17 protein-coding genes and 1 riboswitch are annotated in these 21,218 nt (G+C 45.3%); of the genes, 13 read left to right on the top strand and 4 right to left on the bottom strand.

Annotated features, from left to right (window positions below; translation table 11 throughout):
* Positions 1–73: 73 nt before the first annotated feature.
* The 7 genes from SPB21_RS06440 to SPB21_RS06470 all read left to right on the top strand — a co-directional run bounded on the left by SPB21_RS06440 (position 74) and on the right by SPB21_RS06470 (position 10,228).
* A complete protein-coding gene (locus tag SPB21_RS06440) occupies positions 74–3,145 on the top strand; it encodes a hybrid sensor histidine kinase/response regulator (RefSeq protein WP_499866030.1) in 3,072 nt (1,023 codons plus the stop codon).
* A 23-nt stretch (positions 3,146–3,168) separates the two neighbouring features.
* Positions 3,169–4,242: a chemotaxis-specific protein-glutamate methyltransferase CheB gene (gene cheB / locus SPB21_RS06445; protein ID WP_163659307.1), complete on the top strand. Its 1,074-nt coding sequence runs from the start codon at positions 3,169–3,171 to the stop codon at positions 4,240–4,242.
* Positions 4,243–4,279: 37 nt separating this feature from the next.
* Positions 4,280–5,383, top strand: coding sequence for a CheR family methyltransferase (locus SPB21_RS06450; RefSeq protein ID WP_499059178.1), 1,104 nt, complete (start codon positions 4,280–4,282; stop codon positions 5,381–5,383).
* A 9-nt stretch (positions 5,384–5,392) separates the two neighbouring features.
* Entirely contained in the window at positions 5,393–6,481 is a 1,089-nt protein-coding gene (locus tag SPB21_RS06455; protein WP_163659305.1) for a chemotaxis protein CheW, read from the top strand.
* 550 nt (positions 6,482–7,031) lie between these two features.
* Entirely contained in the window at positions 7,032–8,405 is a 1,374-nt protein-coding gene (locus tag SPB21_RS06460) for a hypothetical protein (protein ID WP_163700146.1), read from the top strand.
* A 300-nt stretch (positions 8,406–8,705) separates the two neighbouring features.
* Positions 8,706–9,200, top strand: a complete 495-nt coding sequence (locus tag SPB21_RS06465; protein WP_499059174.1) for a DUF5946 family protein — start codon at positions 8,706–8,708, stop codon at positions 9,198–9,200.
* 23 nt (positions 9,201–9,223) lie between these two features.
* A complete protein-coding gene (locus SPB21_RS06470) occupies positions 9,224–10,228 on the top strand; it encodes a glycerophosphodiester phosphodiesterase family protein (protein WP_250565851.1) in 1,005 nt (334 codons plus the stop codon).
* Between the two features lie 42 nt (positions 10,229–10,270).
* On the opposite strand, the gene SPB21_RS06475 is transcribed toward SPB21_RS06470, so the two are convergent.
* Positions 10,271–10,876 carry a TetR/AcrR family transcriptional regulator gene (locus SPB21_RS06475; RefSeq protein ID WP_163700141.1) on the bottom strand — a complete coding sequence of 202 codons (606 nt, stop codon included), beginning with the start codon at positions 10,874–10,876 and terminating at the stop codon, positions 10,271–10,273.
* Between the two features lie 76 nt (positions 10,877–10,952).
* On the opposite strand from SPB21_RS06475, the gene fabF reads away from it, so the two are divergent.
* Positions 10,953–12,209 (top strand): beta-ketoacyl-ACP synthase II, encoded by a 1,257-nt coding sequence (gene fabF / locus SPB21_RS06480; RefSeq protein WP_163700139.1) that lies wholly within the window; start codon positions 10,953–10,955, stop codon positions 12,207–12,209.
* Positions 12,210–12,240: 31 nt separating this feature from the next.
* Here the strand turns inward: fabF and SPB21_RS06485 are convergent, their stop codons facing one another.
* On the bottom strand, positions 12,241–12,948 hold the full coding sequence (locus tag SPB21_RS06485) for a glutathione S-transferase family protein (RefSeq protein ID WP_163700137.1): 708 nt from the start codon (positions 12,946–12,948) through the stop codon (positions 12,241–12,243).
* Positions 12,949–13,037: 89 nt separating this feature from the next.
* On the opposite strand from SPB21_RS06485, the gene SPB21_RS06490 reads away from it, so the two are divergent.
* On the top strand, positions 13,038–13,400 hold the full coding sequence (locus tag SPB21_RS06490) for a winged helix-turn-helix transcriptional regulator (RefSeq protein ID WP_250565850.1): 363 nt from the start codon (positions 13,038–13,040) through the stop codon (positions 13,398–13,400).
* A 31-nt stretch (positions 13,401–13,431) separates the two neighbouring features.
* Here SPB21_RS06490 and SPB21_RS06495 read toward each other — a convergent pair whose 3' ends face one another.
* Positions 13,432–14,421, bottom strand: coding sequence for a Rieske 2Fe-2S domain-containing protein (locus SPB21_RS06495; RefSeq protein ID WP_499866031.1), 990 nt, complete (start codon positions 14,419–14,421; stop codon positions 13,432–13,434).
* Between the two features lie 52 nt (positions 14,422–14,473).
* Here SPB21_RS06495 and SPB21_RS06500 point away from each other — a divergent pair, with 52 nt between their 5' ends.
* Positions 14,474–15,253 (top strand): TetR/AcrR family transcriptional regulator, encoded by a 780-nt coding sequence (locus tag SPB21_RS06500; RefSeq protein WP_163700134.1) that lies wholly within the window; start codon positions 14,474–14,476, stop codon positions 15,251–15,253.
* A 21-nt stretch (positions 15,254–15,274) separates the two neighbouring features.
* Here the strand turns inward: SPB21_RS06500 and SPB21_RS06505 are convergent, their stop codons facing one another.
* Positions 15,275–16,333: a phosphotransferase enzyme family protein gene (locus SPB21_RS06505; protein WP_163700132.1), complete on the bottom strand. Its 1,059-nt coding sequence runs from the start codon at positions 16,331–16,333 to the stop codon at positions 15,275–15,277.
* 94 nt (positions 16,334–16,427) lie between these two features.
* Positions 16,428–16,583, top strand: a riboswitch (cobalamin riboswitch).
* A 392-nt stretch (positions 16,584–16,975) separates the two neighbouring features.
* Here SPB21_RS06505 and SPB21_RS06510 point away from each other — a divergent pair.
* From SPB21_RS06510 to SPB21_RS06520, 3 genes are read left to right on the top strand one after another with little or no spacing between them, the layout of a single operon-like run.
* Positions 16,976–19,006, top strand: a complete 2,031-nt coding sequence (locus tag SPB21_RS06510; RefSeq protein ID WP_163703559.1) for a TonB-dependent receptor — start codon at positions 16,976–16,978, stop codon at positions 19,004–19,006.
* Between the two features lie 22 nt (positions 19,007–19,028).
* Positions 19,029–20,303 (top strand): ABC transporter substrate-binding protein, encoded by a 1,275-nt coding sequence (locus SPB21_RS06515; RefSeq protein WP_499866032.1) that lies wholly within the window; start codon positions 19,029–19,031, stop codon positions 20,301–20,303.
* Entirely contained in the window at positions 20,300–21,073 is a 774-nt protein-coding gene (locus tag SPB21_RS06520) for a phosphodiesterase (RefSeq protein WP_490794211.1), read from the top strand. The genes SPB21_RS06515 and SPB21_RS06520 overlap by 4 nt, the downstream gene beginning before the upstream one ends.
* The last annotated feature ends 145 nt before the right edge of the window (positions 21,074–21,218 follow it).

Here is a 21,218-nt window from a genome sequence, read left to right on the forward strand (position 1 = left end):
CTCCCTGGCTGAGCCAGGGAGTTTGCCGAACCAGGCGAATTCACCGTAATCTCTAACCCGATGACTCAAACGCATGATGATCCAAGATGCAGAACTGCGCAGCCTCTATCAAGAAACCAGCACACAGCGACTCAACACCCTGGAAGTTAGTCTGCTACAGTTAACAGAAGATCCCCATAATTCAATTATTCTCGAAGATTCGCGGCGAGAATTTCACAGTCTTAAGGGCGACTCCAAAGTCATTGGTCTAGATGCTGTTGCGATCCTGGCTCAGGAACTAGAGGAGTTAATCAAAGCCCTGCAACAACAGGCTGAGTTTACCCCGGATATCAGCGATTGCTTTTATCAGGGTATTTATGCCATTGGTCAACTGGTGCACGAGGCGGTTACGGGTGACTCTATTGATATAGATTATAATCAGACCCTGGATTTTCTCAAGGCGGTTGTAGCCTCAACCACTATTACACCAGCCCCTGGCTTAGACCCCACGGTCAAAACTCTTTACATCGACGATGATGAGCTGCGAGAGATCTATCGGATAACCAGTCATGATCGTCTGCAAGCCTTAAAAGCTAGCCTTCAACAGCTAGGGCACAGTCCGGATGATGCCACCACCCTGGAGCTAATGCGACGGGAAACCCATAGTCTCAAAGGTGACTCTAGGGCGACTGAACTGGACGAGATTGCCGATCTTGTCGAAGTTATTGAAGAGATTGTCAACAATATTCAGCGTCAAACCATCTCCTTTACCGCTCACATTGGCAGTTGTTTGGAAGATGCGTTAGATGCCATCAGTCAGCTGATCCACGAAGCCACGACCGGTGAACCCAGCCAGGTAGTGTTATCTCAAGTGTTTGAACGGTTAGATGAGGTGACAGAAGGGTTCGAGGTGCCAGCCACACCACTCCCTGCACCTGATGCGATCGTCAGCGCCAATTTGATCGCTGACCCTGAACTGCGACAGATTTATCAAACGACTACGGCAGAACGACTGCAAGTACTAGAGTCCAATCTTCTAAATTTAGAGCAGACTCCTGACGATCAGGAGTCTTTATCGGTATTGTTACGGGAGGCCCATAGTCTGAAAGGGGATGCCAGAAGTGCAGGCCTTGAATCGATAGAAGCCCTTACCCATCGGGTGGAGGACATTTTGGGTGGTATTCAAAATCAGGCTCTGTCGCTGGATGCGGTGGTCAGCGATCACTTGTATGCAGGTCTAGATGCGATCGCTGATTTGGCCCATGAAGCCGTCACTGGTATACCCACCAACGTCGACACTGAACAGCTCCTGGAAACCCTTACCAGACTCCTACCGCCAACCGCCATTCCCACAGGCGTTGACATTCCTACCGATGTTGCAACGTTAGCCGACGTCGACACCAACGCGCTGCCAACGCTGGAACTCACCCCAGCCAACCCAGCTGGCAATAAAGACACCCCCCAAACCGAAACCATTCGGGTTCAACTGCGCGATCTTGATAGCTTAACGACCCAAGCAGAAGAGTTAGCCGTCACCCGTATTCAAATCGCCCAAACCTCGACCCAAACTGATCAGCTAATGACGCTTTGGGAAGAATGGCAAGCCAACAAAAATAAACCGCAGGCTGTCCCAGGCCAGTCCTATGAAGATCGCTTAGAAACCCTGATCTTAAACTTGAGATCTACCCTGCAAAGCAACAGCACTAAGCTTGAGCTGGTCTCCGAAGAGTTAAGAAATCAGGTTCGTAAACTACAGCTGCTGCCCTTATCCACCCTCTTTCAACCCCTACAGCGTGTCGTTCGTGATCTAGCCAAACAACAGTCTAAAACCATCAATCTCACCATTGAAGGGGCAGAATCCACCGGTGACAAGCGGCTATTAGAAGGCATCAAAGACTCCCTTATGCATCTTGTGCGCAATGCCATCGACCACGGGATTGAACCCTCAGCCGAACGCGAAACCCTGGGTAAACCCGCTGTGGCTACCCTACGGCTCAAAGCTTATCAAACGGCTATGAGTCTAATCATTGAAATCACAGACGATGGTAGAGGCCTAGATTTAGAAAAAATCAAACAAACCGCTGTTCGACGGAAACTCTATAGCTCAGATGAACTGGACACCATGTCCACCAGCCAAATTCAACGGCTAATTCTGGCACCTGGTTTTTCAACCCGTAGCTTTATTACTGAAATCTCTGGTAGAGGTGTCGGGTTAGATATTGTCCGCAACCAGGTCGAAAAACTCAAAGGAAATATTCAGATCGAATCTACCCTCGGGCAAGGCACCACGTTTCGCCTACAACTTAGCACAGCTCTAAGTACAGCCAATGTGGTGCTAGTGGAAACCCAGGGCATGATGTTTGCTGCACCCATTGAGTTTCTAAAAACAACCCTACTGATCTCTCCTCAGCAAATTCTGACCAGCGATGGAGAATACACAATTATGTTAGGCGACCAGGCTATTCCAGTGGCCAATTTAACCGATGTTTTAGAGCTATCTAACTCTCCCATCTACGATTGGGTTGCTCAACCAGGCTTAAGTTCTGATGATACCCGACCTTGTATGATCCTCAATGCTGGTAATGATCACGTCGGTTTCTTTATCGATCGATTGATTAGTCAACAGGAGGTGGTGAGCCAACCTCTGGGTAAGCTACTCAAGCGGGTGCGCAATGTTTCTGGGACGACCGTCTTGGGTTCAGGAGAAATCTGTATGATTCTCAATGCGCCAGACCTACTTAAGTCGGTACAGCAACAGTCGCGATCTGAAACACTCACTATAACTAAATCAAACACCCAGAGAAAACCTGTCATTCTCTTAGTGGAGGATTCACCGCCTGTTCGAATTCAGGAAAAACGATTGTTTGAGGGTGCTGGTTATGTCGTCGTTACAGCTAACAATGGTCTCGAAGGTTACAACACTCTCCAGAGTGGCACATTTGATGCCGTTGTCTCTGATGTAGAAATGCCCTACCTTGATGGGTTTTCCCTGGCCACCAAAATTCGTCAGCACCAAAAATTTGAAAATTTACCCATTATTCTAGTAACCACGTTAGACTCGGCTGCTGATCGCCAGCGCGGTGCAGATGCAGGGGCAAGTGCCTATATTCTTAAAGGTCGATTTAATCAGGAGGCCCTTTTAGAAACCTTAGCAAAACTTATTTAGTACCTATTTATTCTTAGCACCTGATGTCTATTCGTGTTCTAGTTGTTGAAGACTCTCCCGTTGCCCTGGCAATTCTCAAAAAAATTCTCAGTTCCTCACCTGATATTGAAATTGTGGGGACAGCACGAACTGGACTGGAAGGATTACACCTTATTCCTGACACACGTCCCGATGTGATTTGCACCGATTTTTTCATGCCCCATATGAATGGTCTTGAATTCACATCCCAGGTCATGCTGCGCTACCCACTACCTATACTTGTGGTCAGTGCTTCAGTGCAAGAAGAAGAAGATACTCATCGTATTTTTCAACTGCTAGAGGCTGGAGCAGTGGACATTTTACCTAAACCAAAAGCTGGATTAGACAGCGACAATATACGACTTAAGCAAGCTCTGATTGATAAAATAAAGATACTATCTGGTGTCAAAGTTTTTAAGAAAAAACAACAAAAATCTAAGCCTCATCAGGCATTGCTCCGTCATAATCAAATCGCCTCATCCATAAAACTAAGTAGCAGACCCAAAATTTTAGCAGTGGGCTCTTCCACCGGTGGTCCCCTGGCATTACAGCAGATATTAACATCGCTACCTGCAGATTTCCCCCTACCGATAGTCTGTGTGCAGCATATCAGCCTTGGATTTTTACAGGGACTGATAGACTGGCTGGATGAATCCTGTCACCTCTCAATCCAGATCGCCCCAGCCGGAGAACGCCCTAAACCTGGCAACATTTATTTTCCACCCGAGCGTCAACACCTAGAGATTGATCATCAAGGCCGATTTATTCACTCAAAATCACCTCTGGTCAATGGACATTGTCCTTCTGTGACTACCTTATTTAAATCAATTGCCCAATTTTATGGACGTAGAGCCATTGGAATTTTATTAACAGGAATGGGATGTGATGGTGCAGATGGAATGAAAGCTATCACCGATGCAGGGGGGCTAACTATTGCCCAAGATGAAGCAACGTCCATTGTGTTTGGGATGCCTAAAGAAGCCATTGACCTGGGGGCAGCCCAACAGGTTTTACCCATCCAGGCTATTGGGCCGACCGTTTTAAGAGTTGTTCAACAGTTTTCGCTCGAACTCCAATAATTAGTCCTTATCTTAAAATTCAGAGTAAAAACCCACTGTGTCATCCATAGAGCCCTTAAGTCCAGAGCTGACTCAAGCTTTTATCCAGCTGATTGTCAAGCGCACTGGCATCATTATTAGAGAAAACGATCAGGCAGTCTTCAAAGAAACGATTACCCGCAGGGCTAAGATCATAGGTTCAGATTCCATAACAGCCTATTATCGATTACTGGCCACCGAGACATACAAAAGTCAGCAGGAGTGGGGCAGTTTAACCACAGCAATCACGAATACCGAGAGTTTCTTTTTTCGAGATAAAGGGCAGTTTAATTTATTAAGAAATCATATTTTTCCAGATTTACTTAAACGTAAGGCTCAGACAAAAACAATTCGTATTTGCAGTGCCGGTTGTTCAACGGGTGAGGAGCCCTATTCCATCGCCATGCTGCTTTACGATTTAATCCCAAATATCAAAGACTGGGATCTGACAATTTTAGGAGTAGACATTAACTCGGTAGCACTGGAGAAAGCCAGCAAAGGACTCTATCGTCCCTGGTCTTTTCGGGGAATTGATCCAGAGATTCAGAAACGTTTTTTTAGACAAGCAAACAATCAGTATCATATTAACGATGACATCAAAACTATGGTCAGCTTTCAAATTGGCAACCTACTCGATAACTCATCTTTAAATCCATTCTGTTATTTCAGAGATATGGATTTAATATTGTGTCGCAATGTCTTTATTTACTTTAGTGACGCAGCTGTCAAAACGGCGTTAGATAAATTCCATAATGCGCTTGCTCCCTTGGGTTATCTCCTGGTGGGACACACTGAGCTTCACAGTCAAAATCCTGATAAGTTTTGGGTCAAAATGTTTGAAGAATCTATTACTTACCAGCGGCCAGCAGATACGGTTATCAAACCCATAGCCAGCGAATCATTGGCTCTGCCCCAGCAACAGCTCCCACAGGCAACGGTCATAACTGAGGATAGACTTCAGGTTCTAGATGATTCCCTGGAAGATGTTAGCCTGCAAATGCAAAAAACAGCCCTCAATCTTCTTCGACAACTTCCTGGAGACACTAGAATCGCCAAATTTGGGAATCTCACAGCTGCTGAAATTATTCAGCAGTACGAACAAGCTTCAAAGGAAATCGATTAGAGAACAATTATGGAAACATCCTATTGCCTTTTTGAAATCAATCAGTGTCAAGCCGCAGTGGACACAGCTTACGTTGAGGAAGTATTTGCTTTACCGGAGCTTGTACTCATTCCGAATGCACCCCTGGGTGTCATTGGAGTCCTTGATCGACGCGGGGACACCTTACCTATTGTTGACCTCCAAGTTAATAGTGAGTCCCAACCGCGACATTATCATCTGAGCGACAGCATTATTGTTCTCCAACAGGCAGATTTAAACATAGGCATCATTGTGAACTCAGTCCAAGGAATTAAAGAATTATCTGCATCAGATATCAAAGCTGATATGGATAAACAACAAGAGGAATCCAATCTTAACCTAAAAAGATTTTTCTCAGGCATGGTCACAGATGAAAGCGATATTTTGATCTTAAACTCTCCCCAAGCCTGGTTCAAAACTGGGGAAATCCAGCAGGTCATCTCTGTTACTCGCTCTTTAGCCGATGATTTTTATCGCGCTCAACCTGAGAAAGCACTTTCTGAAACACAGTTATTAGATGATACTTCTATAACAACATTTGCACCTGCGGTCACTCCTGAGGATCGAGCAATCTTTCATCAGCGAGCTAAAAACCTGAGGCAGTCACTTGATGAGAAAAGCGCAATTACGGAGTCTAGAGCCTTAATCGTCGTCTCTTTAGGTGATAATCTTTTTGGTATTGACTCCAATCTGGTGCGAGAATTTATCACTATTAGCCAGGCAACTCCTGTTCCTTGCTGTCCAAAACACATTATTGGGGCTATCAATTTACGAGGCAAAGTTTTAGTTGTGATCGATATTACTCAGTCCTTAGGGTTGCCCCTAAAGGCGTTACAAAGATTGCCTAAAGCTATTGTTGTAGAGTATCAGGACAGTCTTATAGCTATTGTTGTAGAAGAGATTCGTGATGCACTATTTTCTGCAACTTTAAGCGATATTCAAGAAGTCACTGATAATGCTCAAATTATGGGCAGTGACTATGCTCAAGGACAAGTGCCTTATGGGGATCAGATTATACAAATACTGGATTTACCCAAGCTTTTAGACGTTAGCGAACTTATAGTCAGCGAATCCTTCTAAAAATGCTCTAAATACTTTCTTAAAGGCTATTTTTGCAGGGAATTAGTATCAATTACATTTATAATAATAGGTATTTAGTATTATAAATGTGGATTCTTTTTCATTATTTAAACACAATAAAAATCACAAACTTCATTATCAGTATTACACCGTAACTATACCGCAAATTGTATAGATATACAGACATATAGACAGGTATGTATACGTACAAAAAAGCATTTGTTTTTATCGAAAAAAGAAAAATAACAACGTATTTCCAGGGGTTTTGCTAACAACAGGATAAATAAGCTTCAAAATTACAAAAAAATAATATTGTTAATGATTCCATGTTTTTTGCGTAGTCTAAAGTATGTTTTTTTACTAAAAAAACTTTAAAATACGGAATATTACTGAAAAAAATCGTCTTTTTTTGACAAGCTTAAGGCGGAATTATCTAAGTAATTTCAACAGGGGGTCCCTTTGTAATAAATTTCATGTGGTCTTAGATCAAGAAAATTCTATAAATATTAAGTAATATCGCTTATGTACACGTACAAATCTCAGCTCTACCATGACTCTTTTGCCCCAAGATCAAGAGCAAATTCTGTCTGATAAATCGTCTCATTCCAAAGAGGTTTTGCCCCGTAAGAAAAATTTTCTTTTATGGTTTTTAGTCCCCGCAATTATTTCAGGTTCAGGATTCTTGTTGTTTATTAGTCGTTATAGCAATAAGAATATTGAGCAGATGGCGCTCCAAACGCCAGCCGAAGATTCCACCTTTGTCGGCTCAACTATTGGTTTTCAGGTTGGCGATAATTATCAAACAGATGTCACATTTGACATTGTTGGTCCTGATGGAGAAACAACCCTTAATCTACGTAATATCGATCTCAGCCGGCTTATTCCCCAAGTGCCAGAGTTTGCTAAGAATAACCCTGCATTGAGACGATGGTTTTTGACCGAACGTGAGTTTAATCGCCAGCGGGTGATATTTGCTGCTGGCTCTGAACACATTGATATTCCGGGTGGATTAGGTGGTTACAGCGCTGATCAATTGTCAATTGGCCTCACCAATAATTGTTTGGGCGCAAGTTACTGGGAACTGGCAATCTACGCTGAAACACCGTCGGGTCAGGAAACTATTTATCAGGGATATTTCGATTTCCCTCGGGGTGCTTATGCCGATATCGTTTCGGATCTTAACCCTGTTAGCTATTGGTCACAGGCACGCAATCTGGAGGCTTGGCCAAAATTTGGTTTCCTTAAAGGCATGCAGCTTGATTTAGGTGCTTTTCGAGATGTGGTCAAAGAGTCGGAGGTCACGGCTACCGATTTAGCTGATGCAGAGATTATGGCCCTTGGAGAACAAGATAAAAAGTCAAACCTGATTGTTGGCGACATCGTTGGAACTACTTGGGCAGATCTCCGCAGTTCGGATCTACAGTTTCATAGCTTTGTGCCCCCTGGTACCTATGATGAAAACCGGCTGTGGGGGTCTGACTATAGCCAAATTGAAACTCTCGATAAAGTAATCGGGCGGGAAATTGACTCCCCCTTAGCTACTGAACCTCTCAAGGAGGTGGAGATTGTATTCAATGGCAGTGAAGGTACGCGCAAGCTGATCTTAACTGGATTGGATATGGACGCAATTCCTCAGCTAGCTCCTGAAGACTATAGTGATGGCATTTATAGACCTTTAGGCTTTGGGACACCCTTTACGCAAGACTATGAAGATTTAAAGCGGATCAATCCAACGGAACATCCATTTATGGCTATGGTGCTTGATGGTGATGATCGGGTCGTTGATTATCGCATCGATATTGGTCTCAATGGTGTTGTACTACACCGAGACCAGGAGAATCCCAATCTTTTGCATGTGTATCCGATGTCCTATGAGAGAATCACGCTGGTGGGACACTACACGGTAGATATGGGAGAGGTTTAAGTAGGTTGGGTCTTCTTGGTTAAGTAGATAAGTGTTAAGGGATCTGTGAATAAATAAAATCCCCGGTAGTGTCAGGTGATAGGTGTTCGGTGTTAGGGACTAGGCAATTTAGCCTCATCCAAGTGACTGGAAGGTAGACCTAAAAACTAGAACCTTAGACCTTTTACGACAATCTTTTATGGGGGACTTTATTTTTGAGCATATCCCTTATTTCTCTTGCAACCGAGTTGAGCAATTACAACATCTTTAAAGCTATGGCTATACTGATGGGTGTCCCGATCAAGTATGGGAATCGTGGCTATGGCATTGATCAAGTGTTTCTCCTGTGGGGCTGAAACAGACGATATTGATGGGGCTGCCCACAGCTATCTGTTATCCACACCGGGGTGCTGGGCAACGTATGGCGAAGTGCTTGCCCGCGAGTATTCTGATTTTGCCTATTGGGCCGTTCATGATCTGACGGTAGACACCTATTCGATTCAACATCCAGGTCAACCAAGTCGTCAGACCATCAGCTCGTTAAATGTTCATTTATCGAGTCTATATGCCTATTTTAAGTTAGATGTTTCGGCTGGCGAGCTTTCTAACATAAAGGTAAAGGTGGTTCAACACAAAGATCAGTTTGTCTGGTTAGAGCCGCCCGATTGTTTAGGTCATTTAACAATTAATGACATTCTGCGAGCGGAGAATGCCACCCAGCATTATGAGCTGGTAAACCAGTGGGCAGAGGATGTCTTTAATCAATGGCAGGACTTTCATCCTGTTGTTCAGGCATTACTGGAAACAAGCATGTAATGACAATTGGGTGTTGTTCATTTATGGTCAGGAAACGGCGTAAATTTCAGAAGCTAGTGGCTATTGTGCTGATGGCAGCCATCGGTTTTCTCTATTTTAGTAATGCTTCTTTTTGGGTGAAACCCATTGGTCTTTCTCCGATATTGGTGGCCCATCGTGGGTTGAGTCAAGGCTATGATCGCCAGGGGTTAACCAATGATACGTGCACTGCTGAACGGATGTTATCCGTGCCCCATGACTATCTTGAAAATACGCTGCCGTCGATGAAAGCGGCGTTTGACTATGGCGCTGACATCGTTGAGTTGGATGTTCACCCAACGACTGATGGGCATTTTGCTGTATTTCACGATTGGACCATTGACTGTCGTACTAATGGTGCTGGTGTTACCCGTGAGCAAACTCTAGATAGTCTACAGGCCCTTGACATTGGTTATGGGTATACCGCCGATGGCGGAAAAACCTATCCATTTCGTGGACGAGGTGTTGGTATGATGCCCTCACTGGACGAGGTGTTCAATGCCTTTCCTGATCGTAATTTTGTTATTAATGTGAAAAGTCAGGATCCAAAGGAGGGTGAGCTTTTAGCTGAGCGATTAGCGATGCTACCTCCTGAACGTCAGGCACAATTTATGGTGTATGGTGCAGACCAGCCGGTTGGTATTATTCGCGAACAATTTCCCACGATTCGGACGCTGTGGCCACGTCGACTAAAACAATGTTTGATTCGCTATATAGCTTTGGGTTGGACTGGATGGGTACCGGATAGGTGCGATCGCAACATGCTTCTGGTCCCTGCCAACGTTGCCCCCTGGTTATGGGGCTGGCCCAACCGATTTCTGCAACGCATGAACAATGTGGGCACCAAGGTTTTCCTAGTTGGCGACTATAACGGCGAAGGCTTCTCCCAAGGTTTTGATGATCCAGAGCGGCTTAGGGACTTACCCTCAAACTATGCAGGGGGCATTTGGACCGATCGAATTGACCTGATTGGTCCAGCGGTTAAGTCAAGAAAGAGTTTTGCAAAATGATAGTGGCAAGAAGACTCTCTTAGCCATTATTTCTATTAACTTCTAAGCTTTGGATCCGGTGGCCAAACTATTAATGTACCCGTGAAGATGATTGACCGCACGATGTAGATGAACAGAATCATCGTATAAAACGCTTAACAACATAGCCCCTTCCAACGTAGCAATGAATATGGTTGCGATCTCATCTCCATCAACCGCATTCGGCAATTCATCCTGCTCAACACAGTTAACAACCGTCTCCACAATTAAGGCTTTCAGCTGATTCATCGCTTCCTGTGCCTTTTGTCGTAGCGGTAGCATATGTCGCTTGGCTTCAACAGCCGTATTCAGCACCTGACAACCACAGGGAAACCGTGGATTTTGGCTGTAAAGCTCTGCAAATGTGGTCGCAATTGCCTTTAATCGACCAACAGCCGTTTTTTGAGGAGCTATGCCGCGTATTAACTGTTTTTTAAGAACAGATAGAGCATATTCAAACGTTTCCAAGGCTAATTCGTCTTTACTGGAAAAGTGATTGTAAATCCCTCCCCGCTGAATCCCAGTAGCGCGGGTAATATCCTGCATGGATGTCGCAGCATAGCCCTTCTCATTAAACAGAATGGCTACCGTTTCTAGGATTGCCTGTCGCGTTTGTTCGCCTTTGCCCATCAAGCCCACCAAAAAAACCGATTGGTCGGTATTATATTACGATAACTTTAGTGAAGTAAAACCGTTTGATTACCTTATGAATTCTCAAGAGCGAGTTGTAGTTACTGGCATGGGTGCAATTACCCCCATTGGTCTTTCCGTTGATGCGTTCTGGAAAGCAATGGGGCGCGGTGAGAGTGGAGCTGTTCCCCTAACTCGCTTTGATGCCAGTTCCTTCAAAACTCGCTTTGCCTGTGAGCTGAAAGGATTTGATCCTTTAAATTACATGGATCGTAAGCAGGCAAAACGTCTGGATCGATTTTGCCAATATGCCCTGGCAGCTACCAGTGAAGCGATTAACGATGCAGCCCTAACCGATTGGCCGCAAGACGAACGTGATGCTGTCGGTGTTGTCTTTGGTTCAGGTATTGGGGGACTGCAGGTGCTTGAAACCCAATCAAAAGTCTTGTTAGAGAAGGGGGCTAATTCCCTTTCCCCCTTCATGATTCCGATGATGATTGGCAATATGGCCTCTGGCATGATTGCCATGCAATACGGTTTAAAAGGACCTAATCACGGCGTTGTTTCCGCCTGCTCTACTGGAAATGATGCAATTAGGGATGCAGTGCTGCTATTACGACAGGGGCATGCCAATGTGATTGTCTGTGGTGGTAGTGAAGCGCCGATTACACCGCTGGGTGTGGGCGGTTTTGCTACCATGCGTGCCCTTTCGACCCGTAATGACACCCCTGAGACAGCGAGCCGTCCATTTGATGCTACACGCGATGGGTTTGTTCTCGGTGAAGGGGCTGGTGCGCTTGTTTTAGAGACATTGAGTCATGCCCAGATCCGAGGAGCAAAGATTTACGCCGAAGTGCTGGGATTTGGTGCATCCTCCGATGCCTATCACTACGCGGCCCCTGACCCATCAGGTGCTGGTGTGATTCTGGCACTAAAACGGGCATTGCAGGATGCCCAAATTACCCCTGATAAGGTGGATCACATCAATATGCATGCCACCTCAACACCATTAGGCGATGTGGCAGAATCGAACGCTATTAAACAGGTTTTTGGCACGCATGCTTATCAGATGCAGCTATCTGCCACGAAAAGTATGACTGGTCACTTACTGGGGGCAGCGGGGGCGATTGAAGCGATCTCAACCATCCTCGCTACACAATACAATGTTGTTCCTCCTACTATTAATGTGGAATCTCTTGATCCAGACTGTGACCTGAACTATACGGTTGGCAAACCCCATAGCTGTGACGTGAACATTGCTCTATCTAATGCTTTCGGTTTTGGTGGTCACAATACGACCATTGTCTTTGGAAAGTTTTCATCAACTATTTGATCTTGAGACAGAGATAAAGACTATAAAATTATTACTTAACATCGCTTCTGAAACGGTTGGCATTAGCAGCTTCCGATGTTGCCACATCCCCCTTGCCAAAGAAGGCAGGAAACGGCTTGGGAATCTCAAGGGCACGCTGAGTGGCGGGTCGAGCATCGATGCGTTCAAACCAGGCTTTTAGATTGTTTAACCCATCTACCGAAACCTTGGCCCAATAATAAGATCTTGCCCACGGGTACATAGCGATATCAGCGATGCTAAAGTCATCACCAACAAGATAATCTTTATTGTCAAGCTGGTTGTTTAACACTTCAAGCAGTCTGCGTGACTCTGCCCCATAGCGGTTGATGGCAAACTCATCTCGATGTCCTTGAGGTTCGGCGATTCTCTGGAAATACATGGCCTGCCCCATCATGGGACCAATTCCGCTCATTTGAAACATAAGCCATTGGAGGGTTTGCGATCGCAAATTTCTATCCTCAGGTAAAAACTTCCCATATTTCTCCGCTAAGTACCAGAGAATGGCCCCCGACTCAAAGACAACAAAATCATCATTACTTCGGTCCACAATCGTAGGAATACGTCCGTTCGGATTCAGCCGTATATACCAATCAGACTTCTGTTCTTTTTGACTAAAGTCAATCGGCGTTAGTTCATAGCCAACCTCTGCTTCCTCTAAAAAAATCAGTGGCTTCCAACCGTTCATCGTTGAAGCCGTATACAGATGAATATCGTGCATGGGAGTTCCTTTAAGGAATAAAAACCAGACACGCATACCGTACAAATCTAAGATACGATAGTCAACCAGTATACTTTTAGTAACCAGTCATGGGCTTGGCCATAGAAATTGAAACCGATAGTCATGGTCGTAAACGGGCAGTTGAGCCTTGCCTGGAGCCTTGCTCCATTGAACGAGGAATGAGAGTTTTAGGGGGAAAGTGGAAAGGCTCAATTCTCTGGCATCTCAAAGATGGCCCCGTGCGATTTAATGATCTCGCTCGTCAGATTGGCGGTGCTAGCAAGAAAATGGTGAACCAGCGTCTTAAAGAGATGGAAGACGCAGGACTCGTGAAACGCCAGGTAATCAGCACAAGACCCATTGCCGTGGCTTACGAAATCACAACGTTTGGTTGTACTGCCCTAGGCTTTCTAGAAGAGTTAAAAAAATGGTCAGAAGATAACAATCTCTAAGCAAAATTTCAATATAGCTTGTTACCTTCCATTACTTTGAAAGATTAGGTTCGACAACAGTTGGAAAACTTTCAAAGTTACGACGTACCCAGTCCATACCCACTTCATTGTTGAGCTTGATTTTTCTAGGTGTATCAGAGTAAATTTTGCCCAGAATATCTGCATCTTGTTCGACAACCACTTTGCTAAAGTTAAGAAAGCTGTCACCTAGCAGATTAAATAGAGGGTGTTTTGCCTGACCAAACAACAAGATATATGTGCGAGTTCGGTTTTCCGCTTCAGGTATAAAGAGATGACATTGAGCAATTTTACCCAATGGAGTTTCTCCATGAAAAATAACCAAAGATGGAAAATGGTTCTCCAGGTGAGCTTTCAGCCTATTAGGCAATAGAAAGAGATCTGGCTTTCTCACTTTCTCTAATAGAGAATAAGGTTCAGTGGGCATTTCATAAAACGCATGGGAGCGATGCCCCTGATCAACAAACTGATGAAATTCTACCTCAGTAATCCGAAATAAATCTCGGTGAGTACCGTTTTGATGGTTATAGTCATGCATGTTGAGCAGCATCGTCAGTAAATCAGTTTCAACCCTGATATCAGCGGTATGACCCACAAAGTTATATGTTTTGGCCACATCATCCAACACTGTGGGAATCCCAATTTTTGGCTGATGATCCCCATAGGACCAGATAAAATCGCCCTGAATAAAGAGTTTTAACGGCTTTAATTGAGGCAGCGTTTTCTTACCTGACCCAGGCAATACCGTACAGCCCTTGCCATCAAAGGCAAGGGCATGAAATGGACAGGTTACCGTACTGGTGCCGCTGTTGGTTTCACACCATCCTTCTGACAGCATGGCTCCCATGTGAGGGCAAGCATTGGGCAGTGCATGAATGTCTCCAATGGCATCCTTCCACATCACGTAGTCACTGCCATACAGCGACATTTTGCGCGGTTGATCCACTGCCAGCATAGACCTGTGCGCCAATAACCAGGGCGCACCAAAAAGCATAGACTTCATGGGGGTCTCCGTTAGTTATAAAATTGTGAGGAATCCGTCGTGTTTTAAAAATATGACAGACCAGTCGCATTTGTCAAAAAATCTTCGTCGACAGCCCAAGCAAGAGCGGGGCAAAGAGCGGGTGGAAAAAATTTTAGATGCGGCGGCGGCAGTTTTTGATGAGGTTGGTTATAACGCTGCCACCACCCATCAAATTGCAGCGAAAGCTGGGACAGCCATTGGGTCTGTGTATCAGTTTTTTGCAGATAAAGCGGCTATTTTTAACGCGATGGAGCTGCGCCATGTGGAACGCGTCAAGCAGTTTTGGGCCCATATTAATACGCCAGAAATTGTGCAGCTACCCCTGCGGCCAATGATTCATGCCCTTATATCTTCAGCAGTAGAGCTGTTTGAGCAGCCCGTATCTAGAGTGGTGTTTGTCCAGTTTTACACCGCTCGCGATATGTTCCAGTCGATTGACGACAGCATGACCCAAGAAGCCATTGACTTCCTGGCCAACATTCTACAACAGCGCAATTCATCCTTAGGGCAAGCCCAATGTGACCTTCTGGCCGAAGTGTGTGTGCACAGTTCTAATGCCTTGATTCTGAAGGCTCTACACACCTCTGACCAAGAGCATCGTCAGCGCTTGACACAGCAGATTGAGGACTTACTAGTGTCATATTTAGAACCGCATGTTGGGAATGATCGTGCCACCAATGTAATGAAAGTAATGATATGCCCGCACTGTCAGTCAAAACAGCTATCAAAAAATGGTCGTCGTCGAGGAAAGCAGTGTTATCTCTGTAAGGATTGTGGTAAACAGTTTGTCCAGTCGCTTGCGAGCGATTAGCCTGTCCACCCTTAGGTCTAATTAGTTACCTGAGCTGATCTTTTCAGATATCTGGTTGAGAAAATTTAGATGAAAATTAATATAGTCATCATTGAGCCAGTCCTGGGCCAGGGAATGACCGGTATTAAGCCCAAAGAACCAAATATCTCGTATGGCAATAAACGGTTCGACAAGACTTAAATCCAAATCAGAAATCTCTCTCTTTGACCTATATCCCTCTAGAAAACTTGACCATAGGGCATCTTCTTTGCCAAGCAGCCTAATCACCCACCTAAATGTGGCCAGATCATAAACGCGCCAACCTAAACCACAGCAGTCAAAATCAAAGTGTGTGACCTTGCCACCATGCTCATGGGCATTCTCTCCATGAACGTCACCATGGCAAAACCCATAGTCCAACTTACCTACCTCTGTAGCATTAACAATTGTAAAAAGACTGTTGGCTAACTCACTTAAGAACTCCCAGTCTGAGGACCTTTCTGCTAAATAAGGTTGGATCTTGACCAAAGGCTCATCTATAAGATGTTTGAGGTCTAGCGTATAGCGGCTAGCATTAGACTCAAATCCTGAAGAACAACTGTGTATTTCTGCCACTGCCTGACCAAAGAGAGTTGCATCTTTTGGATCGTTAAACTTTAAGATATTTCCTTGGGCAAACTGAGTGATAATAACGTATCGTTCTCCTTCTGGAGCCATAATCGGGGTAATAAACCCTCCTTGCTTTCTTTCAATAGGAATAGCAACAGCTGCCCCCTGCTTATGTAAGTGCATCAGTGCCGCTAGTTCAAACTCTATTTCTGAGCGTGTCCTCCAATTGTGTCGATACACCCGCAATATAAAATCATCTTTTTCGGAAGATAATTTATAGGTGTCATTGAGCCCCCTATGCCAAAACTCGCAGGAGACAGGATTCGGCATTTTATATTGCGGTGCTACTTTACTCAACAGCTCAGATGCACTCAAGGTCGAATACGTCGCTTTAATAGTCAAGCTGGGCTGAGGCATAGTAAACAGATTAATGATCGCCGTTGCAGATTCATAGAATGGTGGGGAGCGACCTGGATAGGCATTGGTTATCAAGGTCGCTCACAAGGTGGCTCAGGCAAAAGTCTTTTGAGGAGGCCAACAGTATCTAGTTATCTAATCTGAACATCTCAGTTTAGATCAGTGTGATATGATTTTACTCTGGATCGGTTCTAGTGGGGAGCAGCCACTGGAGTTAATGGGGAAAGCGTAGTGAAAATCTACCACTGTCCCGCAGCTGTGAAAGAGGTTCTAAACTTTGTTTATGCCTCTCAGTCAGAACGCCCGCCGATGCTGTGACTTAAAATATCTGCGAGGTACGGATGTGAATCAAATCTTTTTTGCCCGGTCCAGGCTCCAACGGCGAGTTTGTTGTCGATATGTCTATAGCCCTTGAAACAGAATTGACTAGAGTCTATGCATACGGTCTTTAGCTTCAGTGGCATAGCTAAATAGTCATCTGAAGCATGGCTCTAGCCTTAACTTTTGTCTGCAAGTTGCTTTGGCCTCCACACCTTAAATCCCTCTCCTTCTCCTCAAGGAGAGAATTTTTGGCTTGAAAGAATTTGTTTTTCTCAAAAAATCTCCTCTCTTACTGCCTTCCTTCTTCAGGAGAAGGGTTTGGGGGATAAAGGTGATCCTTTGGTTGTTCGTTTCTCCACACAATACACACTTAAAACCAAAAGACCAATGTCTACTATGTCCAAGTTCCCTGCTTCTCTAACGCTTCTATCTTTTCTATTGGCATCACCTGCCTGGGCTGGAGAAACAACCAAACTAGAAAAATCTGAATTAGCTCAGACTCCTGAGGTAGATGACGTTATTCGGATTAATGTTGTTGAAAGTATCCTTGATCAGCCTGTTTACTCTCCTTTTCGTCGTGAAGGCACTGTTCGTGAATCAACACAACCTGTTTATGTGATTAATCGCGAGCAAATTGAAACGCAGGGAGCCCGCACTGTTGATGAAGCCCTACTCTATCTACCCGGAATATTGAGCGAAGGTACAGCCGGTGGTCAGTTGGGCTCTCAGAGTGGTCAGTTTATTCGGGGAGGTGGAACAGCTCAAACCCTGATTTTGCTAGATGGTCGTCCAATAAACGAGATCGGTGCAGCCGGTGGATTTGATCTCTCGAACTTTACAACCGATGCGGTCGAACAAATTGAGGTGCTGCCAGGGGGGGGCTCAGTCCTGTATGGATCCAATGCCATTGGTGGTGTCATCAATATCATTACCCGCAGACCGCTGGAAGAAGAAGGCATAGAGGTGACCACTAGCTTAGATCTTGGCAGCTTTGGCTATAACAGTCAGGCACTACAGGTGCGGGGAAACACTGGCAATATTGATTGGAGACTCGGTTATAACCGTACCGATTCAGAAAATGATTTTCCTTTTAGCCTAAGCACAACAGACTTTGAGGGTGATCGCAGCAATGCGGAGGTGCTTTATAACAATCTTAATTTTCAGTTGGCAGCTGACCTTAATGAACGCAATCGGGTAAGTCTGGGGGCATTGTATCTCACCAAAGATTTAAATGTTCCTGGTGGTGTGCCGACTCCTAGCGGCTTTGGTGCGTTCAATACACTGACTGAAGACGATAGTCAGTATACAGAAAATTTACTACTGGATTTAACCTATGAATCCAAGCTGGGGCAAGGGGATAACTCATTGCTAACAGCACGATTATTTGGTGATTTCCTTGACCTTACCTTCAAGGATCCCATTGCCGATAGCAGTTTTGATACGCCTTCAGAAGATAGGATCGATCAAATTTCCCTAGGTGGGCAATTGCAGCATACCTGGCAGTTTGCTGATAATCAGAACATTACCTACGGTGTCGACTACCGTAATGTTCAAGCAGACAACGAAACAACTAATTTGTTGACAGATTTAACCACTGAGGCCTATGACAAAAGCATTAATCAAACCGGTATTTTTGCTCGATACCAGGCTGATATCACCTCTCGTGTCAGTGTTAATGCCGGTATTCGACAAGATTTTAACGATCTGGCTGATGAAGACTCTTTTACTTCATTTAACTTAGGTACACGGGTGGCTTTAACCGATACCACGAATTTTCGGGCTAACTTTGCTCGCAATTTTCGTGTGCCTACCTTATCGGATCTTTTTCTGACCACATTCAACACCAACAACCCAAACCTTGAACCTGAAACTGGCATTAGCTTTGACGTAGGTATTGATCAACAAATCGGCGACCGGGGCTTATTTAGGGTTACCTTCTATCGCAATGAAATTAAGGATGCCATTAACTTTGACAGTGATACCATGAGGTTCGAAAACATTGATCGAGTGGAGGCCATCGGGATTGAGACGGAGCTAAATTACCAAGTGCTTGACGGTGTGTTTGCCTTTGCAAATTACACGTGGAATCGTCCAGAAATTAGGGAAAGTGATAACCCCGATGATCGAGGTAATTCTTTGCCGTTTACCAATGCCGACAGCTTTAATTTAGGTGTGGCTTATGAACCCGGCGATGGGGTATACGCGGCTCTATTCTTACGCTCCATCAGTGATACTTTTGTTGATCGGGGTAATTCAGAAACCCTGGATGGGCGAACAACCTTGGACTTTAAGCTACGGTTGCCTCTGAGCGACAGCTGGGCATTGAATGCCAGCTTAGACAATATTTTTGATGAGCAGTTTGAAGAGTTTCCTGGGTTTCCTGGCATAGGTCGGAGTGTTCAGGTGGGTTTGAAAGGAACTTTCTGATCAAGTAGGGAGAGGGGTAACAATGGATCGATTTGAAAAGCTGGACTCTGTCCTCCTTGTAAAGGGGGACTATAGGGGGGGCTCGACCACGTCAACATCATCAATTCTAAAGTCTGTAACAACCGTCTTGCTATTAGGGCTGTTGGCGACGGCTGGCTGCCGACAACTTCCATCAGAACCTGCCACAGCTGATAATAATGCTGCCTGTGTCACAGACTACAACCCTGCCACAGACTACTTTCCCAACAAAGTTCAGCCTAAATACGCAACTGGCTTTTCCGTTGACTATTACAACCACTACAAGGTCGTTACCGTTACTCAGCCCTGGCAAGCGGCTAATGAGACTTTTGAGTATCTGCTAGTGCAGTGCGGAACTCCGGTTCCAGAAGGGTTTGAAGAGGCTCAAGTCATACAAGTCCCGGTCAATACAGTGGTTACACTTTCTACCACCTACCTGCCTCACCTAGAACTGCTGAACCAGTTAGATGGGCTTGTAGGTATGGATGACTTCAGCTTTGTGTATACTCCTAGCGTTCGTCAAAAAATTGAACAAGGGGAACTCATAGCCTTTAGCTCTGGTAAAACTCTCGATCTAGAGCGACTCCTCGTGAGTGAACCAGACCTGATCATGACCTATGGTATAGGCGACCCGGATGTTGATGGCTACGGTCGTCTGATACAGGCAGGCTTGCCAGTGGTCCTGGCAGGAGAATATGTGGAAAACTCTCCCCTCGGACGCGCTGAGTGGCTGTTGTTTACAGCTCTGTTCTTTAACCAGGAGGCTAAAGCTCAGCAGGTCTTTACAGATATTTCGACTGAGTATGAATCTCTAGTGGAGCTGACGGCTGGTCTGTTAGACCGGCCAACGGTCTTTTCTGGTTTCAGTTATGAGGGTACCTGGTACATGCCAGGTGGCAAGAGCTATGCCGCCCAGTTACTCAGAGATGCAGGTTCTGCTTATCTGTGGGAAGAGAATGAGTCTACGGTTACCATACCGCTTGACTTTGAGTCTGTCGTTGACCAGGCGGCGACAGCTGATGTCTGGGTAAATGTCAGTCAAGATTGGTTCAGTTATGGCGATGCGATCGCAACCGACCCTCGCTATGGCAGTTTTGATGCCTTTAAGCAGGGCAACGTCTTTAACAACAATGCCCGCATCAATGACACTGGCGGCAATGACTACTGGGAGAGTGGGGCCGTTAAACCCCACCTGCTCCTGGCAGATTTAGTTAAGATCTTTCATCCACAGCTATTACCTGACCATGAACTGGTTTATTACCAAAAGCTAGAACCATGAGCCATTCTATTCTCTTAGCCCAAGTGACTGATAGCCATTTGTTAGCCAAAACCACGGACCAGCTGCGGGGCTGTAATACTTGGCAGACCTTTAACGCAGTGTTACGGGAAGTTACCCAGTGTAAGCCTGATGGATTGCTATTGACGGGTGACTTGGCTGAACAGGGAGAGGCTGAGGCCTATGGGAATTTGGTGGATGCACTCTCACCTCTGCAAATTCCCACCTACTGGCTACCTGGTAATCACGATCGTTTAGACATGCTGCAGCAAGTACTCCAGGTTCTGCCCGCTAGTCAGGGGCTGAGCTCCATTGACCTGGGGCCATGGCAACTGATTTTGCTTGATTCAGTTTTTCTAGATGCCACCTTTGGCGAAGGTCATCTTTCTGAACAGCAGTTACAAAAACTGCGGTTTTATTTAACCCATCATCCGCCCAAGCCCACTTTAATTGCACTGCATCATCATCCCGTCTCTGTGGGCATCGATTGGGTAGATCAAATAGGCGTGAAAAATGCCGATGAGTTTTTCGCGCTGATTGAGCAATTTTCGCAGGTGAAGTTAGTTGTTTTTGGACATATTCACCATGAATTTCAACACAAAACAGCCAGGGGCATTGGGGTTTATGGGTGTCCGTCGACTTGTTTGCAGGTGACACCAGCGGTTGCGGCTATGGATGATACTCAGCCAGGGTTCCGGTTGGTTCGGTTGTATGGGGATGGGAGGTATGAGACAGAGGTGAGGAGGGTGAATATTGTGGATGGGGAGCGGTGAGTAGGGATGGGGGTTGCTCAGGGCTTTCCTCCCTGAAACCCTCCTGATGTGGGGACCTCAACGTCCCCACGCCCCTCGCATTAGAGGGGTAGGGAGAAGAACTCCGCAGTGCACCTCAAAAAGGGGGGGTTGGGAAGTTCCTAAT

The organism is Leptothoe sp. ISB3NOV94-8A, from assembly GCF_043421595.1.
GTDB classification, from domain to species: Bacteria; Cyanobacteriota; Cyanobacteriia; order Phormidesmidales; family Phormidesmidaceae; genus Leptothoe; species Leptothoe turfae.